Annotated in this window: 18 protein-coding genes; 16 read left to right on the top strand and 2 right to left on the bottom strand. The window is 62.2% G+C overall.

The window, feature by feature from the left end:
• Position 1: 1 nt before the first annotated feature.
• From J2Z31_RS01100 to J2Z31_RS01045, 12 genes are all read left to right on the top strand, one after another.
• Positions 2–544, top strand: a complete 543-nt coding sequence (locus J2Z31_RS01100) for a TRAP transporter small permease (RefSeq protein WP_209600032.1) — start codon at positions 2–4, stop codon at positions 542–544.
• The gene (locus J2Z31_RS01095; RefSeq protein ID WP_209600031.1) at positions 541–1,863 is read left to right on the top strand and encodes a TRAP transporter large permease; all 1,323 of its coding nucleotides are present in this window, start codon (positions 541–543) and stop codon (positions 1,861–1,863) included. The genes J2Z31_RS01100 and J2Z31_RS01095 overlap by 4 nt, the downstream gene beginning before the upstream one ends.
• A gap of 51 nt (positions 1,864–1,914) precedes the next feature.
• Positions 1,915–2,373 (top strand): MarR family winged helix-turn-helix transcriptional regulator, encoded by a 459-nt coding sequence (locus tag J2Z31_RS01090; protein ID WP_209600030.1) that lies wholly within the window; start codon positions 1,915–1,917, stop codon positions 2,371–2,373.
• Positions 2,370–4,184 carry a feruloyl-CoA synthase gene (locus J2Z31_RS01085; protein WP_209600029.1) on the top strand — a complete coding sequence of 605 codons (1,815 nt, stop codon included), beginning with the start codon at positions 2,370–2,372 and terminating at the stop codon, positions 4,182–4,184. Before J2Z31_RS01090 ends, J2Z31_RS01085 begins: the two co-directional genes overlap by 4 nt.
• Positions 4,185–4,196: 12 nt before the next feature.
• Positions 4,197–5,072, top strand: coding sequence for an amidohydrolase family protein (locus J2Z31_RS01080; RefSeq protein ID WP_209600028.1), 876 nt, complete (start codon positions 4,197–4,199; stop codon positions 5,070–5,072).
• Positions 5,069–6,643, top strand: a complete 1,575-nt coding sequence (locus J2Z31_RS01075; RefSeq protein ID WP_209600027.1) for an acyl-CoA dehydrogenase family protein — start codon at positions 5,069–5,071, stop codon at positions 6,641–6,643. Before J2Z31_RS01080 ends, J2Z31_RS01075 begins: the two co-directional genes overlap by 4 nt.
• Before the next feature lie 299 nt (positions 6,644–6,942).
• On the top strand, positions 6,943–8,031 hold the full coding sequence (locus J2Z31_RS01070) for a coiled-coil domain-containing protein (RefSeq protein ID WP_209600026.1): 1,089 nt from the start codon (positions 6,943–6,945) through the stop codon (positions 8,029–8,031).
• A gap of 58 nt (positions 8,032–8,089) precedes the next feature.
• Entirely contained in the window at positions 8,090–9,238 is a 1,149-nt protein-coding gene (locus J2Z31_RS01065) for a hypothetical protein (protein WP_209600025.1), read from the top strand.
• A 3-nt stretch (positions 9,239–9,241) separates the two neighbouring features.
• Positions 9,242–11,158, top strand: a complete 1,917-nt coding sequence (locus tag J2Z31_RS01060) for an AAA family ATPase (protein ID WP_209600024.1) — start codon at positions 9,242–9,244, stop codon at positions 11,156–11,158.
• Positions 11,159–11,177: 19 nt separating this feature from the next.
• Positions 11,178–12,467, top strand: coding sequence for a DUF6638 family protein (locus J2Z31_RS01055; protein WP_209600023.1), 1,290 nt, complete (start codon positions 11,178–11,180; stop codon positions 12,465–12,467).
• Between the two features lie 3 nt (positions 12,468–12,470).
• Complete coding sequence (locus J2Z31_RS01050; protein WP_209600022.1) at positions 12,471–13,688, top strand: DUF2333 family protein; 1,218 nt, start codon at positions 12,471–12,473, stop codon at positions 13,686–13,688.
• A 143-nt stretch (positions 13,689–13,831) separates the two neighbouring features.
• The gene (locus J2Z31_RS01045) at positions 13,832–15,511 is read left to right on the top strand and encodes a formate--tetrahydrofolate ligase (RefSeq protein WP_209600021.1); all 1,680 of its coding nucleotides are present in this window, start codon (positions 13,832–13,834) and stop codon (positions 15,509–15,511) included.
• Between the two features lie 212 nt (positions 15,512–15,723).
• Here J2Z31_RS01045 and J2Z31_RS01040 read toward each other — a convergent pair whose 3' ends face one another.
• Positions 15,724–16,233, bottom strand: coding sequence for a DUF1993 domain-containing protein (locus J2Z31_RS01040; protein ID WP_209600020.1), 510 nt, complete (start codon positions 16,231–16,233; stop codon positions 15,724–15,726).
• Between the two features lie 214 nt (positions 16,234–16,447).
• On the opposite strand from J2Z31_RS01040, the gene J2Z31_RS01035 reads away from it, so the two are divergent.
• Positions 16,448–16,897: a YiiD C-terminal domain-containing protein gene (locus tag J2Z31_RS01035; protein WP_209600019.1), complete on the top strand. Its 450-nt coding sequence runs from the start codon at positions 16,448–16,450 to the stop codon at positions 16,895–16,897.
• On the opposite strand, the gene J2Z31_RS01030 is transcribed toward J2Z31_RS01035, so the two are convergent.
• Entirely contained in the window at positions 16,894–17,715 is an 822-nt protein-coding gene (locus J2Z31_RS01030; protein WP_209600018.1) for an extensin-like domain-containing protein, read from the bottom strand. The genes J2Z31_RS01035 and J2Z31_RS01030 overlap by 4 nt on opposite strands.
• Positions 17,716–17,988: 273 nt before the next feature.
• On the opposite strand from J2Z31_RS01030, the gene J2Z31_RS01025 reads away from it, so the two are divergent.
• The 3 genes from J2Z31_RS01025 to J2Z31_RS01015 all read left to right on the top strand — a co-directional run bounded on the left by J2Z31_RS01025 (position 17,989) and on the right by J2Z31_RS01015 (position 22,583).
• Entirely contained in the window at positions 17,989–20,109 is a 2,121-nt protein-coding gene (locus J2Z31_RS01025) for a TonB-dependent receptor domain-containing protein (RefSeq protein ID WP_209600017.1), read from the top strand.
• Between the two features lie 48 nt (positions 20,110–20,157).
• Positions 20,158–20,280 carry a trpE operon leader peptide TrpLE gene (gene trpLE / locus J2Z31_RS29700; protein WP_328243157.1) on the top strand — a complete coding sequence of 41 codons (123 nt, stop codon included), beginning with the start codon at positions 20,158–20,160 and terminating at the stop codon, positions 20,278–20,280.
• A 113-nt stretch (positions 20,281–20,393) separates the two neighbouring features.
• Entirely contained in the window at positions 20,394–22,583 is a 2,190-nt protein-coding gene (locus tag J2Z31_RS01015) for an anthranilate synthase (protein ID WP_209600016.1), read from the top strand.
• The last annotated feature ends 159 nt before the right edge of the window (positions 22,584–22,742 follow it).

Below are 22,742 nucleotides of genomic sequence, written 5' to 3'. Positions count from 1 at the left end.
CATGGCTGAACGCCTTCCCACCGGGGGCGAGCAGGGGGGAGACTCCCTCCTGTTTCCGCTGCTCCATGTCTCCTGTACGGCACTGGCCGGTCTCGGCGGGCTGGTCGTTCTCGGCGCCGCCTTGATGGTGACCCTGTCGGTTGCCAGCGCCACCTTTGGCCTTGGTGCCATCCGCGGTGAGTTCGAACTGGTGGAACTCTCCTGCGCAGCCTGCGCCTCGTTGTTTCTGCCGCTGTGCCAACTGGTGAAGGGACACGTCATGGTCGACGTGTTCACCAACTGGTTGCCGGGCGCGACCAACCGCACCATCGACGCGATCTGGACGCTCGTCTTCGCGCTGGCCTGGGCCTTCCTGTGCTGGCGGCTCTTTGAAGGCCTGGTCGAAGTGCGTGGCTATGGTGACCGGACCATGCTCCTCAGCGCCCCGATCTGGTGGGTCTACATTCCGGCGGTCCTGGGCACCGGGCTGTCGGCGGTCGTTGCTGCCCTGCAGGGATTTGCTGCGCTGTTCCCTCGCACTTTCCGGATAGGGACCTCTTCATGACGCCTTTTGCAATCGCGATCATCCTGGTCGTCGCGCTGTTTGTTCTGATCTTCATTCGCATGCCGATCGCCCTCGCCATGGGGCTGGTGGGCGCAGTGGGCTACGTCCAGTTGAGCTCGGCAGCGGGGCTGATGGCCTATCTGAATACGGCCTGGGTGGACAAATTCATGTCCTACGACTTCGCCGTCGTCCCGCTCTTCATCCTGATGGGACATCTGGCGACGAATTCCGGCATCTCCGCATCGATCTTTGCCGCGGCGCGGGCCTGGATCGGGCATCTGCAAGGAGGTCTTGCGATGGCGGCGGTCGCCGGCTGCGCGCTATTCGGCTCGATCTCGGGCTCGTCGCTCGCAACCGCCTCGACCATGACCCGCGTGGCCATGCCGGAGATGCGCAAGCACGGCTTTTCCAGCGCACTTTCCTCCGGCGCGCTTGCGGCGGGGGGAACGCTCGGCATCCTCATCCCACCCTCGGTGGTGCTGATCATCTATGCCCTGCTGACCGAGCAGAACATCGTCAAGCTGTTCCTCGCCGCAACCATTCCCGGCATATTGGCCGTCATCGGCTTCATCCTCGCCATTTCGGTCTATGTGCGGCTCTATCCCGATGAGGGGCCGACCAGTGAACGCGCGGACTTGCGTCAGCGCCTCCGCTCGCTGCGCGACATCTGGCACGTGGTCCTGATCTTCGTGATCGTCCTCGGCGGCATCTATGGCGGCTTCTTCACCCCGGCCCAAGGCGCGGCGATCGGCGTGGTGCTGACCCTGATCCTCGGGCACCTCAAGGGCAAGCTCACCCGCCGGAAGGTCATCGACAGCCTCGTCGACACCGCCGGATCGACCGCGATGATCTTTGCGATCGTCTTCGGGGCCGATCTGTTCAACGTGGCGCTGGCGCTCAGCCGCATGCCGGTCGAGGTGGCGGAGTTCTTTGCCGGCTCGGGCATTCCACCGATGCTGATCCTGCTCTCGATGGTGGTCTTCTACCTCGTCATGGGCTGCCTGATGGACAGCCTGTCTATGATCCTGTTGACCGTGCCCGTCTTCTTCCCGACGATCATGGCGCTCGATTTCGGCCTCACCCCCGAGCAGCTGGCAATGTGGTTCGGCATCATCTCGCTCATCGTCGTCGAAATGGGCCTAATCACCCCGCCGGTGGGCATGAACCTCTTCGTCATCTCGGCTCTCGCCAAGGATATTCCCATGATCGAGATCTTCCGAGGCACGCTGCCGTTCATCATTGCCGAATTCACCCGCATTGCCGTCATCATCAGCTTTCCGGCCCTGAGCTACTGGCTGGTCGATATCGTCGCGAACTGAGGAGGTCCGACCATTTCTGCGACCGCCCATTCCGATCCAGTCACGGATGCCGTGGAGCCGGACGACAGGCTGCTGCGCCAGTTCGTCGGCTACAACATGAAGCGGGCTTTCATTCCGGTCCAGGAGGACGTGAGTGAGACGCTTGCAACGCTGGGCCTGCGGGTCGGCACGTTCTCGGCGCTTGCGGTCATCATGGCGAGCCCCGGTATCTCGCAGACCCAGCTTTCGCAGGTCCTGAATATCAAGCGTTCCGGCGTCGTGCTCGTCGTGGACGAGCTGGAGGGGATGGGCGCCGTGGAACGCATGCCGGTCGAGTCGGACCGCCGCGCCTATGCGCTGCAGGTCACGCCGGAAGGGCGGAAGCTGTGGCAACGGGCGGAATCGGCCGTCCAGGCGCACGAGGCCGCGCTGTTTGCCGATCTCGCTCCCGAGGAACTGCGCGTCCTCCGGGGCTTGCTTGACCGCGCCGCCCGCAGCGGGGCGCGGCGTCGACGGGGGGAAAAGCAATGATAGACGCGACGACCCGCCTGCGGATTGTCCCGCATTCCGTTTCCATGCAGCAGCTGGCCGGGCATCTGCTCCTGACCTCGAACGTGCCGCGCGATCCGGTCGCAAGGCGTACCCCCGACTGGCTGCACCGTTGGGCCGAACAGGCGCCCGACCGGGTGTTTCTGTCCGAGCGTGCCGGCGAAGGCTGGCGCGAGGTCACCTATGCCGAAGCACTCGGGCATGTGCGCGCCATTGCCGCCGCGCTCATCGCACGCGGTCTCGGACAGGACACGCCGATCGCGATCCTTTCCGGCAACTCCATCGATCACGCGTTGCTTTCTCTCTCTGCGCAATACGCCGGCGTGCCGACGGTGCCGCTCGCCGAACAATATTCGCTTATCCCCGAGGCCCATGCGCGGCTCGTCTACGTTATCGAGAAGGTCCGGCCGAGGCTCGTCTTTGCCGACGATGCGGGGCGCCATGCCGGCGCGCTGGCCCTGCCGCAGTTCGACGGGATCGAGATCGTCGCGACCAGGACCGAGGGCGCCTCCCGGCCCGTGACCGCCTTCGCGGAGTTGCTCGAAGGGGACGCGTCGGCCGATATAGGCGGTCGCCTTGCCATGGTCGGTCCGGATACGGTTGCCAAGATACTCTTCACCTCCGGGTCTTCATCCGATCCGAAGGGGGTATTGACCACCCAGCGCATGTTGTGCGCGAACCAGTCGCAGCTCGCCTCGGTGCTGCCCTTTCTCAAGGAGCGGCCGCCGCGCATCTGCGACTGGCTGCCATGGAACCATGTCTTCGGCGGCTCGCACAACGTCAACATGATGCTGGCGCATGGCGGAACGCTGAGCATCGACAACGGCAAGCCGACCAAGGCGCTGTTCGAGGAAACGGTACGAAACATCATTGCAAGACCCGGAACGCTGTCTTTCAACGTGCCGGCCGGCTTCTCGATGCTGGTGCGCGAAATGGAAACGAACGATGCCCTTCGCGAGGCCTATTTCCGCGATCTCGACATGATCTTCTATGCCGGCGCGTCGCTGCCGCAGGACGTCTGGACGCGCCTCGAGACAATGGCAAAGGAGGTTAGCGGGCGCATCCCGCTGATGATATCGAGCTGGGGCATGACCGAAACGGCGCCGGCCACCATCATGGTACATGAGCCCATCGGGCGTTCGGGCGTCATCGGCGTGCCGCTGCCCGGAACCGAGGTCAAGCTGATCCCCGATGGCGATATGCGCTGCGAGCTGCGCGTAAAGGGGCCGAACATCATGCCGGGATATTTCGGCGATCCGGCCAAGACCGCGGAGGTCTTCGACGAGGAGGGCTTTCTGCGGACGGGCGACGCCGTCCGCTTCGTCAGTGGCGACGATCCCGGGTGCGGCCTCACCTTCGACGGCCGCGTTTCGGAGGATTTCAAGCTCCAGACGGGCACCTGGGTCCAGGCCGGCAAGCTGCGGCTGGAAGCTCTGGAAGGCCTGCGGGGGCTGGTGCAGGACGTCGTCGTCTGCGGTCACGACCGCGATGCGATCGGTCTCTTTATCTTTCCGCGCCCCGATCAGCTGCATGGCATCAACAGTTCGGATGGCGCCGTGATCAATGCGGCGCTGCAAGCCGGGATCGAGACGCGGCTGCGCGAAATGGCCAGAGCGGCAACCGGATCGGGCCGGCGCATCAGCCGCGCGATCATCCTTTCCGAGCCGCCTTCGCTCAAGGACGCGGAGATCACCGACAAGGGCTCGCTCAACGTGCGCAAGATCATCACGCGCAGGGCCGCGCTGCTCGAGCGTCTATACGACAACGAAGACCCGGCGCTGATACGCGTCTGACGGAGGTTAGAAATGGTGGATTTTGCCAAGGTCCGCGCGATCGACATCCATACTCATGCCGAAGAGCCCTGCGGCTGCCACGCGGATGATGGCTATGACGAGTTGCAGTCAACGATGGCGAGCTATTTTGGCGCTCCATGGAAGCACCCGCCGACCATTCCGGAAACGGCCGCGCATTACCGCGCGATGAACATCGCGGCGGTGATCTTCCCCGTCGACGCCGAACGTGAGACGGGCTATCGCCGTTACTCCAACGACGAGGTGCTCGAACTCGTCAAAGAGAACGACGACGTCCTGATCCCCTTCGCCTCGATCGACCCCTGGAAGGGGAAGATGGCCGTGCGCGAGGCGCGCCGGCTGATCGAGCAGCATGGCATCAAGGGGTTCAAGTTCCACCCCACCATGCAGGGCTTCTATCCCAACGACCGGATGGCCTATCCGTTCTACGAGGTGCTTGCCGAACACGGTTGCGTCGCGCTTTTCCACACCGGCCAGACGGGCGTGGGATCCGGCATGCGCGGCGGCAACGGCATGCGCCTCAAATACTCCAACCCGATGTATCTTGACGACGTAGCCGCCGATTTCCCCGACATGAACATCATCGCGGCCCATCCGAGCTTTCCCTGGCAGGAAGAGGCGCTGGCCGTCGCGCAACACAAGCCGAATGTCTATATCGACCTGTCGGGATGGTCGCCGAAATACTTCCCGCCTATCCTGGTGCGCTACGCCAACAGCCTCCTGAAGCACAAGATGCTCTTCGGCTCCGACTGGCCGATGATCGCGCCAGAGAAATGGCTCGACGCTTTCGACAAGGCGGATTTCAAAGACGATGTGCGCCCGCTCATCCTCAAGGAGAATGCGATGCGGCTTCTGGGTGTCGGCACGTGATCTCCTTCACCGCGCCGGTCGACGACATCCTGTTCTCGCTGCGCCGGGTGGCCGATGCCCCCTCACTGCCGGATTGGGACGACGAGCTGGCCGAGGGGATCGTCGCTCATTTCGCGGCCTTTGCCGAAGGGGTGATCGCGCCGCTCGACGAGCTGGGCGATCGGCAGGGCTGCCGGCTGGAGAATGGTCGTGTCCGCATGCCGGACGGCTTCGGCGAGGCTTTCGGCCAACTCGCGGAGATGGGCTGGCAGGGGCTGAGCGCGCCGGAATCCTTCGGCGGCATGGGGCAGGGCCCCCTGATCGCCGCAATGGTGTCGGAAATTTTCTCCGGCGCCTGCCATTCCCTTCAGATGGTCTGCAATCTCGTTCCGGGCGCCATTTCCACACTCCTTCAGTTTGGCACCGAGGCGCAACAGGCGGTGTGGATACCGCGCCTGGCGGCAGGTCACGCGCTGTCCACGATGTGCCTGACCGAGTCCGGCGCCGGGTCGGATCTCTCACGCATCCGCATGCGGGCGAGGCGGCAGGCCGATGGCTGGCGCATCGACGGGGAAAAGATCTTCATCTCGGGCGGCGATCAGGACATGTCGGAGGATGTCCTGCATCTCATTCTTGCCCGCACCGGCACGATCGACGACGGGGTGAAGGGCCTTTCACTCTTCCTCGCCAGCAAGTCACAGGCGGGTTCATCGATCAGGATCACGCGCATCGAGGAGAAGCTCGGCCTCCACGCCTCGCCCACCTGCCAGATGGCCTTCGATGCCACTCCGGCCGAATTGATCGGTGCGGAGGGCGGGGGGCTGAGGGCCATGTTCACCGTGATGAACCACGCAAGGCTCGATGTCGCCTTGCAGGGGGTTGCCCACGCGGCACGGGCATTTGCCATCGCCTCCGCCTATGCGGCCGAGCGGACGCAGGGGCGCCGGGCCGACGGCAGCGATGCGGTGCTTGCCGATCACGCCGATGTGCAGCGGATGCTCGATGAGCAGCGTGCGCTCGTCCTCGGCGCCCGGGCCATGGTCCATGTGACGCTGGTGGAGCAGGCGCGCGGCGAAACAGAGGCCCTCGCGGACTTCCTGACCCCGGTCTGCAAGGTCTTCTGCACGGATGCCGGAATCAGGGCGGCCGATCTCGGCATTCAGATCCTCGGCGGTTACGGATATCTCACCGAATATAGGGTCGGCCAGACATGGCGCGACGCCCGGATTTCCTCGATCTACGAAGGGGCGAACGGCATTCACGCTTTGGCGACCGCCACCAGGGGCTTGCGTGCACAGCAGGGGGCGGGTGCCGATGCTTTCGATGCGCTGATCGGCCGGCTGTCCGATCGCCCTCAGATCATGGTCTTGCGCCAGACGTGGCGCGAAGCCCGTGCCCTCGTTTCGGCAACTGCCGATCCGGCGACGCTCGCGCATGATTTCACCGCCTTAACCGCCATCTTGTTCTACAACGCAATTTGGGCCCGATTCCGAGCCGTGAGCGACGACGCGGACATCGCCCGACTGGCGGAACGAGTTTTGTCGGCGCCGCTGGCTGTAGCCCTGCCGATGAAGAGCACTACCGGTATGTAAGCTCAAGGGGGTGAGGCCATTCCCATGGATGGTTTCGGGTCAGGACGGTTACATTCGGGCACGGCCCCGAGCCGCTTCAGCGCGTCGCAGGGCTAGCGCATTGGCCACAGCGTAGGTGTCCTGCAGGACGCCCTGCGCGGTAGGGCTAACGCTTCACTTCCCCTTGCGATGCGATGGAGCGAAAAAAGCCCGATTGCGTCTTGTCCTCGCCTGCCGGACATCCTTTATATAACTGCAATTGAAGGCTGAGTAATTTGGTCCGCTGACGTATCTGTCGGTACGGATGAAGGGGGTGGGAAATGGCAACTCTTCAGAATTTTGACGCTGAGATCGAGAAGACGAAGAGCGTCGTCGACGAGATGCGCAGCAAGCTTCAGCAGTCCGGTGTCGTTCTCGAACAGTTCGCCAAGGCCGACACTAGGCTCGGCGACGTCAATTTCGACATCGAGAATGCCCGCATTCAGGACGTCATCCAACAGCAGAAGGTGATGGAGGCCAATATCGCCGACCTGATCATCGGCCTCGAAGACGCGACCAATGTTTTCGGCGCCGAATTCGAGAGCATGAAAGGCTATACCGGATACGAAAAGTTCATCGGCATCTTCTCGAAACAGTCGATGCAACGCATGCGCACCGACCGCGTGCGCAACATGTCGCTCGCCGGAAACCTTCAGGAACTGCTTGCCAAATCCGATACGATCGTCGGCATCCTCAAGGAGCAGAGAGCGATCCTCGACCAGCGCTACAAGACTTCAGAGCAGAGCCTCATCCAGGTGATCGAGCGGCGCAAGGGCACGATGGCGGCGCTCGAGGAAACGCAGAAGCGTATCGAGGAGCTCAATCCTCTGCTACTCGATATCGAGAACCGGATCGCGGCCTCGACGGACCAGATGGCCCGCACCGAACTCGAAGGCGAGCGCTCGCGGCTTGCCACCGAATATAACGAGAAGCAAGCCAAGGAACAGGAGCTGCTTGCCGAGAGCCAGACATTCGAGCGCTACACGGCAATGTTCCAAACCTTCGTCGATTCGCTCAACAACCAGATTGCCGCCCAGAACACGCTGATCAACAAACTGACGATCGATACCGAACAGCGTATCGTGCTCTACAAGGCGCTCGAGGATTCCTTGAAAACGGCGGCGCAGCAGGATGTCGCCCACAGGATCAACACGCTCGGCAGCCAGGTCGACACCGCCGCTGAGGAGACAATGGCGGGAATCGGTGCGGCGGCGCAGCGCCATATCGGCGACCTGCTTGAAATGCATGAAAAGAACATGCTGGCGACGCAGGACATCCAGAGGCGCAAGAAGCTCGCCGACGACGCCTTCGCCCGTCGCTTCCAGGCAGTAATGGAAAAGCACAATGCGGCAAATTACGTGAAGCAGTGACCGGCAGGCGGCAATGACGAGTTCCGGCCGCCTTTCGGCATCTGCCGGGAGGAGTTCAATGAACGCCGCGGCTTCTCCTGCCGTCAGGCAATATTTCACATCCATCCGGGCTGCGCTGGCGGGGCTGGACCTGTTCCTTGGCGACCGCAATTCGCCGCTCTATCGCAACCCTGTCGTCGGCGAGGTGATCGCCTCCTATCTCGCGCGGCTGAAGGCATCGGTCACGTGCTGGGAGAACCGCATCGGCTTCGTCGAGCAGTTCCGAATCTCGCGCGCGGAAAGCGGCTTTCCCGTCTTCCAGAATGTGCTGGAACTCGAAAACGACCGGCAGAGCGCCGAAAAGCGGTTGGCGAGCATTCCCCCCGCAGACGGGTTACGGGAGGAGATGGTTGATTTCATTCTCCGGCAGAAGGCCTTTCCGGAGGCCCTGCAGACCCGGATGGCCGAGCGGCTCTATCTCGAGCAGATTGGCAAGGGCGACATCTTCTCGCCCTTCATCCTACCGGAGACAATTCGCGTTGCCGTCAATCCGAAGACGATGCGGCCCTTTTACGTGGTCTCCTGGGGTGCCTTCGACGGTACCCAGACGCTGCCGATGATCTACATTGCGACAATCGAGGATTCATCCGAAAACATTGTCGAGATGTTGGTCACCAGAGACGGCAAGCTCAACCCGGACATCGAAGTTCCGCTTCCGGTCGGCGGCCTGCTCAATCCGGAGCTCGCCAGCCGCTTCGACGATTTTGCCTCCAAGCACAGCGCTTATTCGCTAACGCCGGCAACGATCGCTACGATGCTCGACCAAGATTTTCCCGAGCTGCACCCGAAACAGCTTCGGCGCATCGTGCTCGGACCGTTCTATTCTGCGGGGATCACCGAGAACAATGCGAAGATCAACGAAATCCTGTCGAAGGTGCGCAAATCGGAGAATGCATGGCTGTTGACCTGGACCGTGCAGGAAGTCTTGTCCAAGGCCGAGCGTCCAGCCAGCAGCGGCTTCTGGTCCTCGACGCCGGCGCGGGAGGAGTTCCATATCGACACCGACAATCTTGAGGCCGCCCGCATGGGTGTTAGCGCCTATGAGAAGCATGCTCTGGTGCCGCACGACGCCTATCAGGCGCTCTACGCTTCCGGCGAGGCGGCCGCGGTGTTCGGCGATTACAAGGTGCATGTGATTTCCGGCAACCAGGTGGTGAGCGAGGTGTGACTGATGACGTTGAATACGGGGCTCACGACTCTGCACGAGGACGACATAGCCAGGCATCAGGCGATCGCCCAGAGCCTTGTCACCAAGCTCATGATCCTCGAGCGGGGCGATACGCCAGCGGGAGCGCCGCTTGCCGGAACGGGGCGTCGCTTCGTCTCGACCGTGTCGACCGGCGGCCAACGCCGTACCCGAGAGGTCGAACTCGCCCGTACCATCCAGTCGATCCGCAGCGGCGATCCGCTGCTCTCTCCGGCGCAGCACGCCGTGCTCTACCGCACCCGCCGCGGCATTCAGGTGGCGCTTGCCGTTGCCGAGCTCTTCTCGCGGCAGACCAATCTCGAACAATTGCAGGCGCGCAACTCGACCGCAGCGCTCACCGGCGATGATGCGGAGCATTTCAAGGCGCTGCTTTCAGCTTCGGCTTATGTTGCCGCCTTCACGCTCGCCGCGTATCTCGGCGCGACCTTGCAAGGGGAGGGCGAGCCGGTCGATGACGCCGCCGAGCCGGATTTTCTCTTCGACACGCCGCAGGATGCGATGAAAAGCATTGTGGCGGCGCTCGACCGCAGCATCGCCGGCGCACCCGACGAGCTTGCCATGACGGCACGCGCCCGGGCCCTTTCTCGTGTGGCGCTCGAGGGATTGCTCTCACGTAAGGCGCGCTTCACCGGCTTGCAGAATTTCGAGAATGTGCACATCCGGCTCGACCAGGATGACTTCACCCTCAATGGCTTCGACGTCGCGCCCGGACAGAAGCGCAAGCCTCTTGTGATGACCTTCAAGAAGCCGGAGGAGATCATCGGCAACCACATCGCCAAGTATCAGGCGCTGAAACTTGCCAAGATGCTGATGGCCTACGACTTCGACCGGCAGATGAACCCGTTCGTCGAACTCGGCGGCTTTCTCTTCACCTTCATCGGCGACGGCATGCCCGGGACCGGCAAGACGATCCTGATACAGATGCTTGCCGGCATCCTCCACGATTATTGCGGGGTGGCCGGCTACGCCTTCCATTATGAGAATTTCGGCGTCGACCAGATTTCGTCCTATCAGGGCAAGTCGGGCCAGAACTGCAAGGAGTTCGTCAACAATGTCATGAACCCGCGAGCGATCGGCTTCGGCACGATCGACGATGTCGACCAGGTAACGGCGAAGCGCTCCGACGACCGCGCCTCGGCCGGCCAGCACGAGGTGACGGCGGTGCTGATGGAGAGCTTCGCCGGCGCCTCGACGGTCATACGCGGCAATTGCACTTTCGGCATGTTCTCCAATTATCCCGAGAATGTCGATGATGCGCTGCGTCAGCGGGCCGGAGCGCGCTGGCTGGTGGACGGGCCGCAAACCGAGGCGGATTACATCGATATCTTCGCGCTGCTCGTCGGCAGGAATCACCAGATCCCCCTCGGCCAGCACGATCTCTATGCCGGGCAAGAGATCAAGCGCGCCGTATCGCAGTCTTACGCAGCGCATTCACGGCCGCTTGAGGAGGGGCTCCTTGCCGTCTGGGAACGCTACCAGAAGGAGAGGGGCAAGATCGCCACGCTTGCGGATGTCGGAGCCTACCTGCACTTGATCAAAGAGGCGGAGCCGCGCTTCACCGGCCGGGCGATCAGGAACATTACTGACGCTATAAAGATGCGGGCGATGGACGTCGAACTGCCCGACGACTGGTTCAAGGATACAGGCGCCTTTATGCACAAATCCTACGACGAGAAGAAAGCCATGATCGAGGAACTGCGCGGCCCGATCACCATCGACATGGTGCTGCAGGAAATCAACCGCTACGCCGACAGTGAATTCCGCTATACCGACAAGTCGGACGACGCAGCAATCGCCGACCTCATCCGCCGCGAACGCCAGCGCGAAAAGGCGATCCGCGAGATCGAGACAATGAAGCGCGAGGGCAGATGGCAGAGTTGATGCAAGAGAGCCCTTCCGCATGAAGCGCCTTCTCGAAGCCGAGCTCATCTACGGACGGCTGCTCGACGTTTCCGAGCCGCACCTTGTCTCCCGCTACAACAGGGCGCTCGGAGGTTTCGGACTTAAGCCGACGACACTTCAGCGTTTCAGCATCGATATGACCGGCTTCTCGCCGGAGATCGCATACGAGCTCGGGGACCAGGACTATCTCGATCCCAATCGGGTGAACCGGCGCTTTATCATCCTGACGCCGGCGCAGGCGGAGCTGCCGGTCGTACACACGAGCTTTTCCAACACCGCGGCGCTGATGCACGAATTCTTCAACGCCAACAGCCGCGCGATCAACGCGGTCACGATCAAGGACGCGCTTTACGGGGAGATCGAGGACTCGGTGTCGGTGGTCGAGGACATCGAGGATCTCTTGTCGATCAATGAAGTCCGGTTCCGGGTGCTCTCGGCCGAAGGCATGCTCGGCAAGGCGGCTGAGCTTCGGGAGCTCATCGACCGCTTGAAGACCGTGCCCAACGCCTGGGCGGACGATGCCATGCTCGAGCGGATGGTGGAACTGGCGCAGTTTACGGGGGACATCCGGCAGAACGCGCTGGTACCCGATCAACTGGTCTTTCGCCACCAGGCCTTCTGGGCGAACCACTTCGGCGGCGTCTATGTTTTCATGGACGAGAAGACGACGACGGTGATTTGCGATCCGTCCGCGCCTGGCTTCCGACGTTCGCGGCCGTGGCAAGTGAGCTACATAGCGATCATGGATCATGCGCGTATCTACGACTTCCTCGCCGCGACGAACCGGCTTCAATTGCCGCAGGCCTCTTGGGTGCAGGAATCCGGTCTGTTCCAGCACCGGGCGGACATGGGGATCCGCGGGCTGGTCAATGAGGCCGAACCGGACGTCGATCTCGCCAAGGTCGACCGCATCTGGCTGCAAACCTGGATCCACCGCAATGCAGCGCTCGTCGCGCGCGACGGAACCTATCCCTTCCTTCAAGAAATGGCGCGTGCAATTGCGCAGACCGGAACGGTCAAGATGCAGGAGATGGCGCCCGCAAATCGCTTCCTGCTGGTCAGGGCCGCGCCCGATCATCCCGACCAATGGCTGGTCAACCGGTTGATCTCGCAGCTCGTTCCGCGCGATTTCGTTTCCCGCTTCGTCTTCGACAAACAGGGATTCTACAGCACCTACGAGAAATACGGCGAAAAGTTCCGGGAATATGTTGTTGCGACATTGACGGCCACATATCTCAAGGACAAGGCCGACTTCCGTCGTAAACTCTACGGCCTCAAAGAGGAATAGAAGATGTTCGATCCGATCGTTGCGTTCTTCCAGCGTGTTTTCACGGCGATCGGCCGTGGCATCGGGCTGGTGGTGGCGTGGCTTCTCTGGCCTTTCGTCGCGCTCGGCACCTGGTATCGTGGGAGAAGCTGGATCATCCAGGGACCGATCGCACTGGTCCTGCTCGCGCTCGTCCTCTTCTACGGCTATTTCGTCTGGCAGACGCAATCCTGGACCAATTTCGATCCGGACTACGTCGACCGCTACAGCCTCGCCGGACGCAAGACGCCGGCGGGCTCGCCGATAAGCGGACCGGAGGCTACGACCACGGGGCAGTCGGCGGAGTTGACACCCGCCAATCAGGCCGCGATGGATGCAGGGACGTCGACGACCGAAGCGCTCGCCGTGGCGCAGCTGCCCGCCGGGACCGCTTGCCAGCCTTCGGCGATCGTCGATGTCGCGGCCGATCTCATCGACTTCAATGTCAACCAGAACGCCTGGGTCTCGTCGATGCTTGCCTACAAGCTGGGCCTCTTCGGGCTTGACTGGGACGACACCCCCTGGCTCGACAACAAGGCATCGTTCCAGCGCGGCGTCAACCAGGCCGTGCGCCGGACGGCGGTGGAGTTGGTCGATTCGCTCGGCCGCGTTCGTGGCACCTCCGGCATCAACAACGATCTGCAGAGCGCGCGCGGCTACATCCAGTTCGATGAGGAGACCTGGTATTTCGCACTGAGCCCCTTCGGCCCGAAGACCCCGACGCCGACCGTCTACCGCACCGCCATTGGCCATCTCAAGAAATTCAACGCCTCGCTCGGCAAATGCGACGCGATCTTCGATGGCCGGTCGGACAACATGGTCGAATTCCTCGACCGTATCGCCAATGACCTCGGCAATACCTCGGCAATCATTCGCGAGCGCTCCGAATTTCACAATGGCGGCTGGTTCGACACACGCGCCGACGATCGCTTCTGGTTCGCCTTCGGCCAGCTTTATGGCTATTACGGCATCCTCTCGGCGGCCGGCGCTGATTTCCAGAACGTTATCGCGCAGCGCGGGCTGACGCCGATCTATACGGAGACGCTGAAGCAGCTTCGCGCCGCACTGCGCATCCAGCCGCTGATCATCTCGAATGGCCGCGAGGACGGCTGGATCATGCCGACGCATCTCGCAACCATGGGCTTCTATATTCTGCGCGTCCGGTCCAATCTCGTGGAAATGCGCGATATCCTTGCCCGCTGAGCGGCTTCGTGCCAGCGTAAGCACAAGGAAACGGAGCGCGAATTCGGCGGAGGAGGCTGGGTGCGCGGTGGAGCGGGGATGAGGAGATGTGTGCGCGGTTTTCCGCGCCGCATCCCGCGCCCGAACAATGAAGGGGGGGAGCCATGGGGGAAGTCAAATCCGACATCGAGATCGCGCGCGCCGCGAAGAAGAGGCCGATCCTGGAGATCGGTGCGACGCTCGGCATTCCGCCCGAGCACCTGCTTCCCTATGGCCACGACAAGGCGAAGGTGAGCGCCGAGTTCATTGCCGCCCAGAAGGAAAAGAAGAACGGCCGCTTGATCCTGGTGACGGCGATCAATCCGACGCCGGCGGGGGAAGGCAAGACCACGACGACCGTCGGGCTCGGCGACGGCCTCAACCGCATCGGCAAAAAGGCGATCGTCTGCATTCGTGAAGCCTCGCTCGGGCCCTGCTTTGGCATCAAGGGCGGTGCTGCCGGCGGCGGCTATGCCCAGGTCGTGCCGATGGAGGATATCAACCTCCATTTCACCGGCGATTTCCACGCCATTACCTCGGCGCACAACCTGCTCGCGGCACTGATCGACAATCACATCTATTGGGGCAACGAACAGGCGATCGATATCCGCCGCATTGCCTGGCGGCGGGTGATGGACATGAATGACCGGGCACTGCGCCAGATCGTCGGCGCACTCGGCGGCGTCGCCAATGGCTATCCGCGCGAGACGGGTTTCGACATCACGGTCGCCTCGGAGGTGATGGCGATCCTCTGTCTTGCGACGGATATCAGGGACCTCGAAAGGCGCCTCGGCAGCATTATCATCGGCTACCGGCGCGACAAGAGCCCGGTCTATGCCCGCGACATAAAAGCCGACGGGGCGATGGCCGTTCTCCTCAAGGACGCGATGCAGCCGAACCTCGTGCAGACGCTCGAGAACAGTCCGGCCTTCGTGCATGGCGGACCCTTTGCCAATATTGCCCATGGCTGCAACTCGGTGGTGGCGACGGCGACAGCGCTGAAGCTGGCGGATTACGTCGTGACGGAAGCCGGTTTCGGTGCCGATCTCGGGGCGGAGAAGTTCTTCGACATCAAGTGCCGCAAGGCCGGCCTCAAGCCGGATGCCGCGGTGATCGTCGCGACAGTCAGGGCGATCAAGATGAATGGCGGCGTGAAGAGGGAGGATCTCGGCAGGGAAAATGTCGAGGCGTTGAGGAGGGGATGCGCCAATCTCGGGCGGCACGTGCAGAACGTCAAGAAATTCGGCGTGCCGGCCCTGGTTGCGATCAACCATTTCACGACAGACACGGAAGCCGAGGTCCAGGCGATCAAGGATTATGTCAGAACGCTCGGTTCGGAGGCGGTGCTCTGCAAGCACTGGGCAGAAGGTTCGGCCGGCATCGAGGAGCTCGCGTACAAGGTCGTCGATCTCGCCAATGCCGGCCATTCGCAATTCTCGCCGCTCTATCCCGACGACATGCCGCTCTTCCAGAAGATCGAGACGATCGCCAAGGACATCTATCATGCGAGCGAGGTCATTGCCGACAAGGTGGTGCGCGACCAGCTCAGAACCTGGGAGGACCACGGCTACGGCCACCTGCCGATCTGCATGGCCAAGACCCAATATTCCTTCTCCACCGACCCTAACCTGCGCGGCGCGCCGAGCGGACATACGGTGCCGATCCGCGAAGTCCGGCTTGCGGCCGGTGCCGGCTTTGTCGTCGTCATCACCGGCGAGATAATGACGATGCCGGGCCTGCCGAAGGTGCCGTCCTCGGAGAGGATACGCCTCAACGAGGCGGGGTATATCGAGGGGTTGTTCTAGCTTGCAGATGCATGACTGGGGCGGGGCGCTGCCAGCACCCCCTCCTGGCCTGCCGGCCATCGCCCCACAAGGGCAAGATCCCTACCCGGCACGCCCAGTGCGCTAAGCTTTTCAGTTGGAGCGATTGCGTTGCGGCGGGTCGATCTTCCCCTTGTGGGGGAGATGGCCGTCAGGCCAGGGGGTGAATGCACGAGCTACTTAACCGAGCCGATTTAACCGAGCCCGCCGATGAAATCCGCCTTGCCGATCGGCACGCCCTTGTGGCGCAGGATGTCGTAGGCAGTCGTCACGTGGAAATAGAAGTTGGGCAGCACGAACTGCAGGAGATAGGCCTCGCCGCTGAAGGTCACCTTCAGGTTGGGGAAATTGAGCGTAACCTCGCGGGTCTCGCTGCCATCGAGGTCTTCGGGCTTCACCGTTTCCAGGTATGCGACTGTCTTGGCGATCCTCTCGCGCAGGTCGGCGAAAGTCTGCTCGTCGTCCGGAAGACGGGGCGCTTCGAGCGCGGACAGTCGGCCAATCGCGTTCTTGGACGTGTCGCTTGCCCGCTGGATTTGGCCGGAGAGCGGCAGCATGTCCGGCGCGAGCCGCGCATCGAAAAGCTCGGCGAGCGGCATCCCCCTATCGGAGGCGAAGGCTTCCGCCTTGTCGAGCAACCCGTAAAGGGCCGTGAAGCCGCGGGTGAAGGCGGGGACGGAGAGTGCGTATATGGTGAGCGGCATGGAGGCTTCCTCGATGAGGGTTGGCGGGAATGCGATGCTTCAAGACGTGTGGCATCTCGGGCGCGTTGCCGGTTGATGATTTCGGGTTGCCGGGCCGCATTTTCAACCTGCAACCGGTGATCTTCGTGCTGAGCCTCGATTTGCTCGTGCTCAGGCGCTACGTCTTCGCGGTCGATGTTCGCCGAGCTATCGGCTGGCTCTACAGTGAGGCACGATGTCCCCTTCTGAATTGCAGGCCTACCTGCACGCACATATCCCGCTTTCCGCCGCCATGCAGGTCGAGGTTGCGGCCGCGGACTGGAACCGTGTCCTTCTTTCGGCGCCGCTCGCGCCCAACATCAATCACCGCGAAACGGTTTTCGGCGGCAGCGCCTCGGCACTCTCTATTCTCGCCGCATGGTCGCTCCTGCATGTGCGGTTGCGCATGAGCGGCATCGCGAGCCGCCTGGTGATCCAGAGCAACCGCATGGATTATCTGAAGCCGATCGCGAGTTCCTTTTCGGCACGCTCGTGCCTTGAAGACGACGATCAATGGTCTCGCTTCATCCGCCTGCTCGAGCGGCACGGCCGGGCGCGACTGGCGGTGACGGCCGAACTCCTCGGCAAGGAGGAGGTAGCGGGCCTCTTTTCGGGCGAGTTCGTCGCGCTCGGAACGGGGCGCTAGCGACAATATCGATAGCCGCCCTTTCGTTCGATGACGTCGAGATGCAAGTGATCCTCATGCGCCGCGTCGCTGCCGGGATCGAGCACGGTCGTGAAATAGAGGCAGGCGGAGGCGGTGACGGTGCGTTGGAAAGCGCCGGTCAAGGTACCGTCCTCGTCGCGGGGCTGGATTTCGATGGTCTTGCCGCCCTTCAGCGTGAACGAGGCGATGTCGACGGCATTGCCGCGCGCATGTTCTGAGATCTTGCCGGTGCTCCCATTGTTCCTCAGGCGGCAGACATAGGAGGAGGCCTGGTTGAGGGTCGCGATGGCCGCGTCGGACCCGAAGGCGGCCTTCGCGGCCGGAGCCGCGGTCTCCTTCGTCCAGCGGGCGAGCGCCAGGGCCGTTTCGCAGCGCATCGTCCCCTGTGGCTCCAGCGAGACGCCGGGCAGGATTTGCCTCACGCCAATCGGCTTATCGATGCCGCAGCCCTCGCCGTCATCGATGTGTGCTTCTTCCGTGACACTGCTGCCGATCGCCCGGAGCGAGTCGAGGCAGGACGCGTAGGCCGCCGGGTCTTCCTTCTCGATTTCGAGGACCGGCTCCGGAACGGCGTCGACGGCATCGTCCTTCCAGTCCGGCGGCAGCTCTCCTCTGGCCCTGCCATCGGCTTGCCTGGTTGCGTCGTCGCCATTCTCCCCCGGTGCCGCCGGTTTCGGCGCCGGCACCGGCTGCTCGCCACGGGTCACAGGCTTCTCTGCCGGCACGGGACCAATCCTCGGCAGGCTCGCTCCGGACGCGATCAAAGCGCAGAAAAACACTCCGGCGGCATGGCGCATGCGGGGGCCTCTTCGTTGCTTCGCGGCAGAATCCGCCAGCTTTCGGGAGCAATCCTCATTCAAAATGTGCTGAAACTGAGGAGACGCGAGTAGCCCGTGTGCAAAACTGGTGCCCGTTAAGGGCCCTCAATTATATATTGACAATACTCATGTTTTTTATGTGGCCTAAACAAGGCGATGACGCGACCGTCGCGCCCGATCCGACATGCCCAGCCAGCCCTTGAGTTCGCCGCTCAACAGCAAGCCCGGCCACATCTTCAAAAGGACTGGTCCATGCTCAACCGGCACTATCGCCTGGCTCTTCTCGCATGCAGCGCGACAATTGCACTTTCCGCAACATCCAAGGGCTTCGCTCAGAATGCGACGGCATCCCAGCCAGCGGAGACCGAAACGACGGTTGCCGCAAAGGAAGGGGAGACCTATCTCTCGACGATCGTGATCAAGGGTGGGCGCGATGCGGATCCCTATGCCAAGCCCGGGCCGTCGAGCGTCGTGAGCATGGACGAAATCAATCTGCAGGCCGGCCAGGAAACCGACGATTTGCTGCGGGGTGTTCCCGGCACGTCGACGGCGAATAATCCGCAGAACCCCGGCGTTGCGGTCAATGTTCGCGGATTTGAAGGATCCGGCCGCGTGAACATGATGATCGACGGCGTCCGTCAGAATTTCCGCTTCACCGGGCACGAGGCCCAGGGCTTCGCCTATATCGATCCCGCCTTTCTGTCCGAGATCGATCTCACGCGCGGTGCGGTCACCGGTGTGGGTGGTGGTGCGCTGGCTGGCTCAGTCAATTTCAGGACCTACGATGTCGAGGACCTGATCCAGGATGGCAAGAACTATGGGGGGCAGGCGGCGATCACCTACGGCAGCAACGGTACCGGCTTGTCGGAATCGCTGTTGGGAGCCTATCGCTTCAACGACGCCGTCTCAGTGCTCGGCGGCATCAGCAAGAGCGACCCGGGCAATTACGACAACGGCGACGGCATCGAAGTGCCCTTCACTGAAGAGGATTTGCTTTCCGGCCTGCTGAAGGCTGAGATCACGCCGGACAAGGACCATTCGTTCAAGTTCAGCGCAATGTCCTACGACAATGATTTCTTCGCGAACTCCTATTTCCAGAACGTGACGAACCAAACGATCGGCGCAAACTATGCCTACACGCCGGACAATGATCTCATCGATTTCCGCGCGAACGCCTATTACAACCGCGTCAGGATGAAATATGACGGCAATATCAGCGGTGCCGGAGCCGCGCAGGGGCGCCGTATCACCGATACCGGCACCGGTTTCGACGTTTCGAACACGTCTGTCTTCGATCTCGGGGAGGTCGCCGTCCGCTCCAGCTACGGCGTCGAATATTTCCAGGACGACTACGATGTCATCAACAGCGCAGCGCAGCCGAGCGGCGGCGTCAACGGCAGTGGCAAGAATTCGACGGCTGGTATCTTCAAGACCACCACTTTCACCTACGGCATCGTCGATCTGACCGCTGGATTGCGTTATGACCGCTTCACGCTCGACGGCTCCGGCTCGGTCGTTGCGGGCAATCCGCTCGGGCTGCCCGCGGGCACCTATAACGTCGATCGCTCGGATGGCCGCCTTAACCCCAGCATCACGCTCGCCATCAACGCCACCGAATGGCTGCAACCTTACCTGACCTATGCCGAGTCGTCGCGTTCGCCGACAATCAATGAAACCTTCGTGGGTGGCACGCATCCGGGAGCGATTCCGCAAAGCTTCTTTCCCAATCCGTTCCTCGATCCGGAAATTTCGAGAGGCTGGGAGGTCGGCGCCAACCTCAACCTCGATGGTATTCTCGATGCCGGCGACAGCTTCCGTCTGAAAGCCAATTACTTCCATACCCGAGTAGACAACTACATCACCGGCGCGATGCAGATGAGCATATTCGGGCCACGAATATTCTTCGTCAACAATCCCGGGACATCCACGGTTCAGGGCTTCGAACTGCAGGCCGCCTATGACGCCGGTTACGTCTTCGGCAATCTCGCCTACACTCATACGGACAGCGAACTCCCATCGCAGATCAATGGCTTCGGGGTCCAGAGCTTCTTGCCGGACGATATCTTCAGCGCCACTGTCGGCGGGCGCTTCCTTGAGGACCAGCGCCTGACCGTGGGGACACGTTTCTACGCGGTTTCGGCAGCCTTCATCGGTGACGTGAATGTCTCGCCGCCAGCGTCGGCGTTCGTCAATGGTTATGGACTGGTCGACCTCTTCGCGAACTACAAGTTCGAAAATGGTCTCGAGCTGACGGGAAGCGTGACGAACCTGTTCGACAAGGCCTACACGCCGGCCTCGAGCACGATCGCCGGCAACACGGTCGACACCGGTCGCGGCCGGACTTTCCTCGTCACGGCAAAGGCGAAGTTCTGATCCTCGTCCTTGGGAGTCCGATAGGAGCGGTTCGAAAGAACCGCCCCTATGTGTGATCATACCGCGACAGTAACATGCGACTTTCCCGCTTGCGCGCCATCGCAAGGCAGGCTAACACTTTTGCCCATGGCAAACGCACGCAACATTTCGGTCTGGTGGTGGGCCCGCTAAGGCGGCCTTGACCAGTCATGCGTGATTGAGACATGGAGCCGCCCGGAGATTTCGAGGCGGCTTTTTCGTATTCGGGCCGCGTGGAAAGACCGGGCTTTGACGGAGCGAGACGAATGGCAACGGTAATTCTGGAAGACGGCGCGGAAAGGTACACCACCAAAGGCGGCATTGTGGTCACCCGCAGGCGGCGTGAAGCATCCTACTCGGACGCGATCGCCGGCTATGTCGCAAGGCTTGACGAGCGCCGCGGCGCGGTCTTCTCGTCGAACTACGAATATCCGGGCCGCTATACACGCTGGGACACCGCCGTCGTCGATCCGCCTCTTGCCATCTCCTCTTTCGGACGTTCGCTCTGGATCGACGCCTATAACCAACGTGGTGAGGTGCTGCTCGCAATTATCGCCCAACACCTCAAAGCCGTTGCCGATATCACGCTCGGCCCGCTTACCGCCCGCCGTCTCGACCTCACCATCAACGAGCCCGACCGCGTCTTCACGGAGGAAGAGCGCTCGAAGATGCCGACCGTCTTCACGGTCCTGCGCGCGGTGACAAGCCTCTTCCATTCGGAAGAGGATTCGAGCATCGGCCTCTACGGCGCCTTCGGCTACGATCTTGCCTTCCAGTTCGACGCGATAGATCTCAAGCTGAAGCGCCCGGAAGACCAGCGCGATATGGTGCTCTTCCTGCCGGACGAAATCCTCGTCGTGGACCACTACTCGGCCAAGGCCTGGATCGACCGCTACGACTTCGCCAAGGACGGACTTTCAACCGAAGGTAAGGCGGCGGAGATTGCGCCGGAACCGTTCCGCATGGTCGACAGCATCCCGCCGCATGGCGATCACCGGCCGGGCGAATATGCCGAGCTCGTCGTCAAGGCGAAGGAGAGCTTCCGCCGGGGCGATCTCTTCGAAGTGGTGCCTGGGCAGAAATTCTACGAGCGCTGCGAAAGCCGGCCTTCTGAGATCTCCAACCGGCTGAAGGCGATCAACCCGTCGCCCTATTCCTTCTTCATCAATCTTGGAAATCAGGAATATCTCGTCGGCGCCTCGCCGGAAATGTTCGTGCGCGTTTCCGGCCGCCGCATCGAGACTTGCCCGATCTCCGGCACCATCAAGCGCGGCGACGATCCCATCGCCGACAGCGAGCAGATCCTGAAACTCCTGAATTCCAAAAAGGACGAGTCCGAGCTTACCATGTGCTCCGACGTCGATCGCAACGACAAGAGCCGCGTCTGCGTCCCGGGTTCGGTGAAGGTGATCGGCCGCCGCCAAATCGAGATGTATTCGCGGCTGATCCACACGGTCGACCACATTGAAGGGCGGCTGCGCGACGATATGGACGCCTTCGACGGCTTTTTGAGCCACGCCTGGGCGGTGACGGTCACCGGCGCGCCGAAGCTCTGGGCGATGCGCTTCATTGAAAACCACGAGAAGAGCCCGCGCGCCTGGTATGGCGGCGCCATCGGCATGGTTGGCTTCAATGGCGACATGAATACGGGCCTGACGCTCCGCACGATCCGAATCAAGGACGGGATTGCCGAGGTGCGGGCGGGCGCAACGCTGCTCTACGATTCCAGCCCGGAAGAGGAAGAAGCCGAAACCGAATTGAAGGCATCCGCCATGCTTGCAGCCATTCGCGACGCGAAATCCGCAAACAGCGCCAAGGCGGCGCGCGACGTCGCGCCGGTCGGCGCCGGCGTCAACATCCTCCTCATCGACCACGAAGACAGTTTCGTCCATACGCTGGCGAACTACTTCCGTCAGACAGGGGCGTCGGTAACGACGGTGCGCACCCCGGTTGCCGAGGAGATTTTCGATCGGGTGAAGCCGGATCTCGTCGTGCTTTCGCCTGGCCCCGGCAGCCCGAAGGACTTCGACTGCAAGGCAACCATCAAGAAGGCGCGGGCGCGCGAGCTGCCGATCTTCGGCGTCTGCCTCGGCCTGCAGGCGTTGGCGGAAGCCTATGGCGGAGATCTCCGTCAGCTGGCGATTCCGATGCACGGCAAGCCGTCGCGCATCCGCGTTCTGGAGCCGGGCATCGTCTTCTCCGGCCTCGGTCGCGAGGTGACGGTCGGGCGCTACCACTCGATCTTCGCCGATCCATCGAGCCTTCCCCGCGAGTTCATGATCACGGCCGAAAGTGAGGACGGGACGATCATGGGGATCGAGCACATGAAAGAGCCGGTGGCGGCTGTGCAGTTCCATCCGGAATCGATCATGACGCTCGGCGGCGACGCGGGCATGCGGATGATCGAGAATGTGGTGGCGCATCTCGCCAAGAGGGCGAAGATCAAGGCGGCCTGACGGTAAATTCGTTCGGAGAGGCGCGCAGGCGCCGATCGCCTTTGACAATCGGGGTGAGATCGCCCATACGAGCTTGAAAACCCGCCTGCGCGAAAACCCGCGCGGGCGGTTTTGCGTTTGAACAGGCATGCATTTGCAACTCGTTTGCAGCTGCAGAAG

It is taken from the genome of Sinorhizobium kostiense, assembly GCF_017874595.1.
In the GTDB taxonomy this organism is placed as follows: Bacteria; Pseudomonadota; Alphaproteobacteria; order Rhizobiales; family Rhizobiaceae; genus Sinorhizobium; species Sinorhizobium kostiense.
Note: the sequence above shows the minus strand (reverse complement) of the source record. Positions and strands in the feature narration are given on the sequence as shown.